Source organism: Streptomyces sp. NPDC049577, assembly GCF_040675635.1.
In the GTDB taxonomy this organism is placed as follows: Bacteria; Actinomycetota; Actinomycetes; order Streptomycetales; family Streptomycetaceae; genus Streptomyces.
The window spans coordinates 1-10,185 of sequence record NZ_JBFAPH010000229.1 but is presented as its reverse complement, the minus strand read 5'-3'; the positions used below and the strand labels follow the sequence as shown (position 1 = coordinate 10,185).

General features: G+C 74.0%; 7 protein-coding genes and 1 pseudogene. All 8 read right to left on the bottom strand.

Translation table 11 applies throughout. The annotated features are described in order from the left end of the window. Nucleotides 1–470 (bottom strand): annotated as a pseudogene (locus AB0K09_RS23175) (S9 family peptidase); the annotation flags it as partial. A gap of 50 nt (nucleotides 471–520) precedes the next feature. Continuing rightward, on the bottom strand, nucleotides 521–1,864 hold the full coding sequence (locus tag AB0K09_RS23170; protein WP_366067287.1) for a M20/M25/M40 family metallo-hydrolase: 1,344 nt from the start codon (nucleotides 1,862–1,864) through the stop codon (nucleotides 521–523). Further along, a complete protein-coding gene (locus tag AB0K09_RS23165; RefSeq protein WP_366067289.1) occupies nucleotides 1,857–2,690 on the bottom strand; it encodes a M55 family metallopeptidase in 834 nt (277 codons plus the stop codon). The genes AB0K09_RS23170 and AB0K09_RS23165 overlap by 8 nt, the downstream gene beginning before the upstream one ends. 168 nt (nucleotides 2,691–2,858) lie before the next feature. Further along, on the bottom strand, nucleotides 2,859–4,010 hold the full coding sequence (locus tag AB0K09_RS23160) for a methyltransferase (protein WP_366067286.1): 1,152 nt from the start codon (nucleotides 4,008–4,010) through the stop codon (nucleotides 2,859–2,861). A 12-nt stretch (nucleotides 4,011–4,022) separates the two neighbouring features. Next, entirely contained in the window at nucleotides 4,023–4,766 is a 744-nt protein-coding gene (locus AB0K09_RS23155) for a class I SAM-dependent methyltransferase (RefSeq protein WP_366067285.1), read from the bottom strand. Beyond that, entirely contained in the window at nucleotides 4,763–7,102 is a 2,340-nt protein-coding gene (locus AB0K09_RS23150; protein WP_366067284.1) for a SpoIIE family protein phosphatase, read from the bottom strand. Before AB0K09_RS23150 ends, AB0K09_RS23155 begins: the two co-directional genes overlap by 4 nt. A gap of 158 nt (nucleotides 7,103–7,260) precedes the next feature. Continuing rightward, on the bottom strand, nucleotides 7,261–9,630 hold the full coding sequence (locus tag AB0K09_RS23145; protein ID WP_366067288.1) for an MFS transporter: 2,370 nt from the start codon (nucleotides 9,628–9,630) through the stop codon (nucleotides 7,261–7,263). A gap of 240 nt (nucleotides 9,631–9,870) precedes the next feature. Then, a partial coding sequence (locus tag AB0K09_RS23140) for an SRPBCC family protein (RefSeq protein ID WP_366067283.1) occupies nucleotides 9,871–10,185 on the bottom strand: 315 nt, incomplete at its 5' end.

The window sequence follows — 10,185 nt, the reverse complement described above, 5'->3', positions numbered from 1 at the left end:
GGGCCCGGGCCGGTGAACTCCTCCAGCACGCACCACACCTCGCCGCGCTCCGGCAGCAGGACGGGGTCGGCCCAGCGCAGCCCGCCCCCGGTGGCGGAGAGCGGGGTGAGCGGCCTGGGCTCCGCGCCGCCCGCGGGGGCGTCGGGCTCCCAGGCGTACAGCCGCTGGTCGGCCTGGTGGACGAAGACCAGCAGCGGTCCGCCGGCCTCCCGGGCGGCCCCCGCCCAGGGGAGGCCGCCGTACTCCATGAGCCGGCTGCCGACGTTCCACGGCGCGGCCAGGGACGATCCCTCGCGGCCGTCCGGCCGCCGCCGCACCAGCGTGCTCCGGCCGTCCTCCTCGGGGCGTGGGGCGACCCACCACACCTCGTCGCCGATCGTGCCGGCGAAGTCCGGCCGTCCGTCGTGCGACGCGGCCAGCGCGGCGTCGATCGGGGAGCGCCACGCCCCGTAGGGCGCCGTGGACACCATGATGCTCGAGCCTCCTGATCGTGCGGGTTCGGTTCGGGAAGCGGGCGCCGTCACACCGGCGCGCTCATGAGGAAATGATCGAGGACCCGGACCCCGAAGTGCAGCCCCTCGACGGGCACCCGCTCGTCGACGCCGTGGAAGAGCGCCTGGTAGTCGAAGCCCGCCGGGAGTCTGAGCGGCGAGAAGCCGTAGCAGGCCAGGCCCAGGCGGGCGAACTGGCCGGCGTCCGTGCCGCCGGACATGCAGAAGGGCACCACGTGACCCTCCGGGTCGAAACGCTCGACCGCCGCCCGCATCCGGGCGAACACCGGGGCCTCCACGGGGGCCTGGAGGGAGGTGCCCCGCTGGTAGAACTCCCAGTCGACGTCCGGTCCGGTGAGCCGGTCCAGGGTGGTGCGGAACTCCTCCTCGCCGCCCGGCACGGTCCGTCCGTCGACGTGTCCGACGGCCGTGCCGGGGATGACGTTGATCTTGTAGCCGGCGTTGAGCATGGTCGGGTTCGTGCTGTTGCGCACGGTCGCGGCGACCAGCTTGGCGGCGGTGCCGAGCTTGACCAGCAACTCGTCGACGTCGAAGTCCGGCGCGTCGGGATCGATCTCGATGCCGTGCAGCGCGGAGATCTCGGTGAGCGCGGCCCGGACGACCGGGGACAGCCGCACCGGCCACTGGTGTTCACCGATCCGGGTGATGGCGGCGGCGAGCCGGACGACCGCGTTGCTGGGGTTGATCTTGGAGCCGTGCCCGGCGGTGCCGCGCGCGGTCAGCCGCAGCCATGCCGTGCCGCGCTCGCCCGCCGCGACCGGGTAGAGCCGCAGGCCGCCGTCGGCGTGGAAGGTGTAGGCCCCGGACTCCCCGATGGCCTCCGTACAGCCCTCGAACAGCCCGGCGTGCTCGCGGGCCAGGAAGTCCGCGCCCGCCGCGCCGCGGTCCTCCTCGTCGGCGGTGAAGGCCAGCACGATGTCGCGCGGCGGGCGGACCCCCGCGCGCGCCCAGGCGCGGACGGTCGCGAGGACCATGGCGTCCATGTTCTTCATGTCGATGGCACCGCGGCCCCACACGACGCCGTCGCGCACCTCGCCCGAGAAGGGGTGGACGCTCCAGTCGTCCGGCTCGGCCGGGACCACGTCGAGGTGACCGTGCACCAGCAGGGCGTCGGCGCCCGGGTCGGTGCCCGGGATGCGGGCGACGACGTTCGTCCGGCCGGGGACCGGCTCCAGCAGCCGCGGCTCGGCGCCGGCGCCGGCGAGCAGCTCGGCGACGTACTCGGCGGCGGGGCGCTCCCGGCAGTCCCCGCCACCGCGGTTGGTGGTATCGATCCGGATGAGGTCGGAGGTGAAGCGGACCACTTCCTCCAGCGCCGTCCCGTCCACCCGTTCGGTCGTGCAATCAGCCATATGCTTCCTCCACCGCCGCCGACACGACGGTGGTGACCGCCTTGAAGCAGCGGATTCCGTCGTACATGGTCGGCACGGTGTAGGCGACCCGGCGTTCCCCCGTCTGCGCCACGCCGGGCACCGCCGTGGCGGCCCCGGCGAGGTGCTCGGCGTCGAATTCCAGCTCCACGGTGAACGGCCCGTTCCGCACGGGCTCGTGGCGCACCGCGAGCGGGACGGCGGCGCGTGCCGCCGCCCGGATCTGCGCCGCCGTACGGGCGGGGGTGCGGCAGACGGCCGCGTACCGCGACACGTAGTCCTTGACCGCGACGGAACCGGCCCCGGGGGCGTACCCCTTGGCGTCCTCGCACGTGCGGTCGTCACCGGTCACCAGCACCACCGGCACACCGTATTCGGCGACGACCAGCGAGTTGAGCAACCCCTCGCTGGCCCGCGCGCCGCTCACCCATACGCCGGTGATGGAGTTGGCCAGATAGGTGTGCGCGAGCACTCCCTCGGCGCCCGCCGCCGCGTGGTAGCCGACGAAGGCGATGCCGTCGACGTCGCCGTGCTGCACGCCCTCGACCATGCTCAGGGTCTTGTGCTTGCCGGTGAGCATCTCGACGCGTTCGTCCAGCTTCTCCAGCAGCAGGTTGCGCATGCTCCAGTGCGCCTCGTTGATGAGGACGGCGTCGGCACCGCCGTCGAAGAACCCCTGGGCGGCGGCGTTCACGTCGGAGGTGAACATGTGCCGGCACCGCTCCCACTGCGGCGTCCCCGGCAGCACATCGGCCGGCCAGGTGACCCCGGTGGCACCCTCCATGTCCGCGGAGATCAGGATCTTCACCATCCACCCGTTCTATCGCAGGGCGGGGGGCCGCGCACAGGTCCCGGCGGCACTCGCCGGCGGCGGCCGGCGATTGCGCCCTCTCGACGGCGACCAGTACTACGGCGGCAGGAACTACTGCTGACCTGGCAGGCCCCCTCGCCGTGCGGCGAGGGGGCCTGCCACCGTCTAGCGCCGGGCGCGCAGGACCACGAACTTGGGGTCGCTCGCGACGACCTCGCAGTTGCCGAAGAGGCGGCGCAGCCTGACGTGGTAGCCGAGGTGGCGGTTGCCGATGACCCACAGCTCGCCGCCGGGGCGCAGGGCCCGGCGGGCGCCGGAGAACATGCGGCGGGCGGTGGTGTCGGTGGTGGCGTGGTGGGAGTGGAAGGGCGGGTTGTTGAGCACGAGGTCCACCGATGCCGGGGGCACGGCGGACAGGCCGTCGGAGACCAGGAACTCCGCCCGGGCGTCCGGGCCGGTGTTGGCGCGGAAGGTGGCGCGCGCCGAGTCCACCGCCTGGTGGGACTCGTCGATGAAGGTCACCTCGGCGTCGGGGTTGGCCAGGGCCGCGGCGGTGCCGAGCACTCCGTTGCCGCAGCCGAGGTCGACGACGCGTTCGGGGCCCTTGTGCCGCGGCAGGTGCTGGAGGAAGAAGCGGGTGCCGATGTCGAGGCGGTCGGCGCAGAAGACGCCGGCGTGGTTGACGACGGTCAGTCCCGCGCCGGCGCCGGCGTCGGCGGGCAGCTCGTAGCCGATCGGCCAGGGGCTGCCGGTGCGGGTGATCGCCGGGTCCGGGGTGCAGAAGATGAGCCGGGCCTTCTTGACCGCGAGGGACGTCCTGGTCGGGCCGAGGATCTGCTCGAACAGGCGGAGGGTCGAGGTGTGGATCTCGGTGACCCGGCCGGTGCCGATGACGACGGTGTTCTCGTGCACGGCGGGGGCGAGCCGGTGCAGCTGGTCCTCCAGGAGCGCGAGGCTCTTGGGGACGCGGATCAGCAGGACGTCGATGCGGTCCGGCGGGGTGTCCCGCGTGGACAGCAGGCGGACGGCGCCCGCGTCGGCGCCGTTGCGGGCCAGGTTGGCCCGGGTGGCCTCCTGGGCGAGGAACGAGTCGGTGATCTGCACGGGCCGGTGCGCGGCGAGTGCGGTGGCGAGGGCGCCCCAGCGGTCGCCCATGACGACGACCGTCCCCGAGAGGTCCACGGGCTGCCCGTCGGTCCCGTGCAGGTGCCGCAGCAGGTACTCGTCGGCGGCGTCCCAGGCGCGGAGGGTGTCGCGGGGGTCCTCGGGGAAGCGGGTGAGGCGGAGCTCGCCCCAGGGCGTCGTCAGGCGGTTCATCGTCCTCTCAGGCTATCCCAGCCCCCGTACCGGCCCGTCCGCGCGGCGGAGGACGAACCACTGGGCGGGCAGCGCGATGGGGGTGCCGTCCGGCCCGGGCTCGGTCATGATCAGATCGGTGTGGCCGCCGGCCACGGTCTCCAGGCCGGCCGCGATCAGCAGCCGGGCGACCTCGCCGTCCTCGGCGATGGCCGGGCGCAGGTCGTGGTCGTAGACGCGGCGCAGCTTGGCGGGCGGGCCGCCGGGGGCCTCGGTGGCCCGGCGCAGGACCTCCCGGGCGGCGGTGACGAGTTCCACGACGAAGGCCCGGCCGCGGGTACCGGTCAGCTCGGCCACGGCCGCGGCGACCCGCGCCCGGTCGGACGGGTCGCTCTGATGGATGACGGCGCGCATGTACACATTGCAGTCGCCGAGCCGTTCGTGCAGGGCCCGTACGGCCGGGGTGTCGACGAGGTTGAGCCGCTCGAACTCCGCCGACGCGGTCCGGTCGGCGCGCCGGGCGCGCTCGACGGCCGCCCGGGAGAGGTCCACGCCGATCGCACGGCGGAAGTGGGTGGCCAGGTGGCGGGTCCGGGTGCCGTTGCCGCAGCCGAGGTCGACGACGGGCAGGGCGGGGTCGGCGTGGGGCGCGAAGAGCTCCAGGTGGGGCTCGGCGGTCCCGGACGGGTCGGAGTCCCAGATGGCGTCCCCGGGCTCGTCCGAGGTGGCCTCCCAGAAGCCTTCCCAGGCGTGGAGGTAGCGGTCCGACACGCTCATGGGCGCCCCCGGTCGTCCCGGCCCGGCCGCGCGGCCCGGACCGGGCGGACCAGTGGCTGTTCGCACCACACCGTCTTGCCGGGCCCGGTGTGGCTGGCGCCCCACTCCTGGGCGAGGGCGCCCACCAGGCGCAGACCCCGCCCCTGCTCGTCGTGCGGCTCGCAGGTGAGCAGCGTGGGCAGGGTGTGGTCGTCGTCGGTGACCTCGCAGAGCAGGACGTCGGTCCGTACGAGCCGGAGCCCCACGCGCTCGGTGCGGGCGTGGCGCACGGCGTTGGCGACGAGTTCGCCGACGAGGATCTCGGCCGTCCCGGCGGCCTCGGCCAGGCCCCAGCGGCCGAGCTGGTCGCGGACGAGGCCGCGGGCGCGGCGGGCCTCGGCGGGCTCGGGGGCCAGCTGCCATTCGGCGACGTGCTCGGGCGGGATGCCGTTGAGCCGGGCCATCAGCAGGGCCACGTCGTCCTTGCGGCCGTCGCGCGGGTTGAGGGCGCGGATGATGGTGTCGCAGGCGTCGTCCATGGAGGCCGCCGGATGGGCGGCGGACTCGCAGAGGGCGGCGAGGCCGGCGCCGATGTCCTGGCCGCGGACCTCCACCAGGCCGTCGGTGCACAGCACCAGCCGGTCGCCGGGCGCGACACGGACGGTGGCCGGCTCGAAGGGCACGCCGCCGACCCCTATGGGGGCGCCGGTGGGCAGCCGCAGCAGCTCGCTGCGCCCGTCCTCGGCCCGGACGAGCACGGGCGGGATGTGACCGGCGTTGGCGATGCGCAGCTCGGAGCGGATCGGGTCGTAGACGGCGTACAGGCAGGTGGCGAGGTAGTGCTCGCCGAGGCGCTGGGCGAGGTCGTCGAGGTTGCGCAGGAGCTGCTCGGGCGGCAGGTCGAGGGCGGCCATGGTCTGCACGGCGGTGCGCAGCTGGCCCATCATGGCGGCGGAGTTCAGGCCGTGGCCCATGACGTCGCCGACGACGAGGGCGGTGCGGGAGCCGGGGAGTTTGACGGTGTCGAACCAGTCGCCGCCGACGCGGCCGAGCCGGGTGCCGGGCAGATAGCGGGTGGCGGTGTCGCAGCCGGCCGTGCGCGGGGTGAGCTGCGGCAGCATGCTGTCCTGGAGAGTGTCGGCGACGTTCTCCTGGTGGGTGTACATACGGGCGTTGTCCAGGACGAGCCCGGCGCGGGCGGCAAGTTCGGCGCCGGTGGTGCGGTCCATGTCGTTGAAGGGCTCACGGCCCTCGCGGCGCATGAGGACCATGAAGCCGAGGACCACGTCGCGCGCCTTGAGGGGGACGATCAGCATCGACCGGCCGTTGATCAGGGGGCGCAGGTCGCGCTTCTCGAACTGGGCGGAGATGCGGTTGCCGGCCTCCTCGCTGACGCGCGGGACGAGCACGGGCTCGCCGGTGACCATGCACTGGAAGAACGGGGTGTGCTCGGGGAAGGCGATGGCCTCGCCGACGGGGACGGTGTCGTCCCAGCGGCCGGGTTCGTCGTTGTGCTCGACCCAGACGCGGTGCCAGACGGTGGTGACGTCGGGCGGGCCGTCGGGGAAGCCCTCGCCGGCCAGGACGGCGGCGCGCAGATGGGTGCCGGCGAAGTCGGTGAAGCGCGGCACGGCGGCGCTGGTGACCTCGCGGATGGTGCGTTCGAGGTCGAGGGAGGTGCCGATGCGGCCGCTGACCTCGTTGAGGAATTCCAGGCGTTCCCGGACGGCGGCGTGTTCCAGGTCGGGTTCCGGGCCGGGCCCGCGGGGCGGCGGCACGGCAGCGGTCCCCGGCTGCTGCGGGCGGGCGGCGGGCCGGCGGGGCGTGCCCCAGTCGTGGGTGACGGGCACCCGCTCGCTGCGGCTGATCTCCAGGGCGGGGTAGCCGAGTTCGAGGACCTGGGCCATGATCCGGCCGTTGAGGGCGGGGCCCATGTTGGGCAGGGTGCCGGAGAGCCGCCGGGCGAGGTCGTCGGGGTCGGGGAAGTCGGTGTGCGGGGCGAAGACGGGGAGGAGGCGGGCGCCGTCCGCGCGGCCGCCGGCGTCGGCGGCGAGCACGAGCAGCCGCTCCGGGCCGGGCCCGGCGAGCGGGTATGCCCACCACAGGACGTCGGTCCTCTCGCGCCCGGGGGCGGCGCAGCGGGCGCGGCCGGCGCGGGCGTATCCCTCGGGGCCGTCCAGTGCGCCGGAGACCGGCAGCAGGTCGATCGCCGGGCGGCCGACCGCGTCCTGCCGGCCGGGGCCGAAGAGGCGGCGGGCTCCACTGCTCCAGTGCGTCACGAGCCCGGTGGAGGCCACGACGACGACCGCGAGCGGAATGCGGCCCGCGGCGGCGCGCCGCGAGGTGCCACTGTCCATGGGCGGTTGCTCCTTCGTCCCACGTCCGCGCAAGATCTGCGCCACCGTGCACCACGGTAGGGCTGCGGCCCGGCCCGGCGGTGGTTGTTTCCCCAAACCCGCCTCTTCGTGTTCCTGTCGGGGTCTCGTGCCGGACCGGCGTCTTCCTAGTCCTCTTCCTAGTCCTCGTGGCCGAGTTGAAGATCCCTTTCCGTCCGGCCGCCGCCCGCGATCTGCAGGACAGTGGCGACGGGCGGGTAGCCGGCGGCGACGACGGTGTACTCCCCCGCCGAGAGGTCGACGAAGCGGAACGTGCCGTCGGGGCCGGTGATCGCGGAGTCCACGACGTTGCCGGCGGCGTCCAGGAGTGTGACGCGGGCGTCCTCGACGGGCCGTCCGCCGCCGGCCCGTACGGTGCCGCGCAGCACGGCGCCGCCGGCCAGTTCGATGTCCTGGCGGGTCTCGCGGGCGGACTGCACGGTCACCGGCATGGCGGCGGGGCGGAAGGCGGGGGCGCTGGAGGCGAGGGTGTACTCGCCGGCCACCAACTCGCCGATGACGTAGCCGCCTTCGTGTCCGGTACGGGTGGAGGCGACGACCTCGCCGTGCACATTGGTCAGGGTCACCAGCGCGTCGCGCACGGGGGTTCCGTCGGCGGTGCGGACGGTGCCGGCCAGCCGGCCGGCGCCGCCGAGGACGACGTCGAGCTCGACGGGGCGTTCGCCGACGGTGACGGTGACGGCCTGCGGCTGGTGGCCGCCGGCGGCGGCGATGAGGACGTACGAGCCGGTGCCGGGCGTGCTGAGCGCGTACCGTCCGTCCTCGCCGGTGGCGCCGCGGCCGATCTGCCGTCCCTGGACGTCGATGAGGGTGAGGGCGGCGCGCGGGACGGTGGTGCCGTCGTGGTGCTGGACGGCGCCGGTGACGGGGATGCCCGCGACGAACGGCGGCGGCACGGCCTCGGCCTGTGGCGCGGTGCGTGCGGAGGGGATGGCGGCCTCGGGGGCGTTGTGGGACACCAGGGGTTTCTCTTTCAGCAGGAAGGCGAGCAGGAAGCCCAGGACCAGCACCGGTACGAGGTAGAGGAAGATCCTGGGCATGGCTTCGGCGTAGGCCCGGACGTAGCCGTCGCGCAGCGGCGCGGGCAGGGCGCGGACCAGCTGCGGAGTGATGGAGTCCGGGGCCGGCCGGCCGGGGCGGTGCGGCAGTTCGGCGGCGAGGGCGGCGGAGAGGCGGTGGGTGAAGAGGGTGCCGAAGACGGCGGCGCCGAGGGAGCCTCCGATCTGCCGGAAGTAGTTGCCGGCACTGGTGGCGGCGCCGAGGTCGGCGGGGTGCGCGGAGTTCTGCACGGCGAGGACCAGGACCGGCAGCGAGAGTCCGACGCCGGTGCCGAGGATGGCCATCCAGAGGCTGTGGGCCAGCCGTCCGGTGCCGGTGTCGAGGTGGGAGAGCAGGTACATGCCCTGGGCGGAGAGCGCGCCGCCGAGGATGAGGAGCAGCTTGTAGTGGCCGGTGCGGCTGATGAGCTGGCCGGAGACGAGGGAGGCGACGACGATGGCGCCCATCATGGGCAGCATCAGCAGCCCGGACTCGGTGGCGCCGGCGCCGTCGGCCATCTGGAGAAAGCTGGGCAGGTAGTTGGCCGCGCCGAAGAGGCCGACACCGGCGACCGCGCCGACGAGGGAGGTGACGGTGAAGACCGGGTCCCGGAAGAGGTGCGGTGGGATGATCGGTTCTGCTGCGTACTGTTCGACGACGACGAAGAGCAGGGCGCTGCCGATCGTGCCGGCGGCGAGGCCGAGGACGGTCCGGGAGGTCCACGCGTACTCGGTGCCGCCCCACGTCGTCAGCAGGACGACGCAGGTGGAGGCGCTGGTGAGCAGCAGCGCGCCCAGCACGTCGAAGCGTCCCCGGCGCGGCGGCCGGGGCAGGCGGAGGCCGGCCGCGACGACGGCCAGGGTGAGGAGCCCGAAGGGCACGTTGAGGTAGAAGCACCAGCGCCAGGAGGCGTGGTCGGTGCAGAAGCCGCCGAGCAGCGGGCCGGCGACGGAGGCCAGTCCGTAGGCGGCGCTGATGACGCCCAGGTACCTGCCGCGCTCGCGGGGCGGGACGATGTCGCCGATGATCGCCTGGACGCCGATGAGCAGTCCGCCGGCGCCGACGCCCTGGAGGGCGCGGAAGGCGATGAGCTGGTCCATGGTCCGGGACCAGCCGGCCAGTGCGGAGCCGGCCGTGAAGACGGCGATGGCGAAGACGAAGACGGATTTGCGGCCGGAGAGGTCGCCGAGCTTGCCGTGGAGCGGCAGGGTGACCGTGGAGGTCAGCAGGTAGGCGGTGACGACCCAGGACATCCGGTGCACGCCGTGCAGATCGCCCACGATCCCCGGCAGGGCGGTCGCCACGACGGTCTGGTCGAGGGCCGCCAGCAGCAGCGCGAGCATCAGCCCGGTGAAGACGAGCCGCACCCGGGCCGGGCGCGGCGGCGGCTCGGTCCCGGCGGGGGCGGGTTCACAGGGGGGCAGGACGAGCGTCGCGTCGCTCTTCACCATGGTCTCGGAGGTGGACCCGCCCACGTACTGCTCCCCTCGTCACGCCCTGCGTTGGCGGCCCATTTCTCGCATTTCGCGACAAGCGCGGGCAACCGGGACGTTTCGACCGGAAGTCGTCTCAGGAGGTCTTTCCGCCGGTCGGAGGCCGTATACGCGCGTCGGCGCGGGCCGGGGAAAACCACTCGAAACGGTGAGGCCCGGAACGGTCTCGTCCGATCCGGGCCCCGGGCCGTGGCGCCGTCACTTCTCCACTTCGGCGGCGAGCCGCTCGAGGACGGCGTCGTAGATGCGGCCGAGCCCCTTGGGGGCGAAGGTCCGCTCGAAGAAGCCGCCGACGCCTCCGGCGCCGTTCCAGGTGGTGGTGACGACCACCCTGGCGCGGCCCTCCCCGGCGGGGGTGACGATCCAGTTCGTGACCATGGAGGAGTTGCGGTCCTTCTCGACCAGGTGCCCGGTCGACCCGGTGGGCTCGTCGACCTCCAGCAGGCAGTCGCGGACGCGCTTGCTGGTGGCCTGGAGCTTCCAGTGCACGAGCGTGCCCTTGCCGTCGCCGCC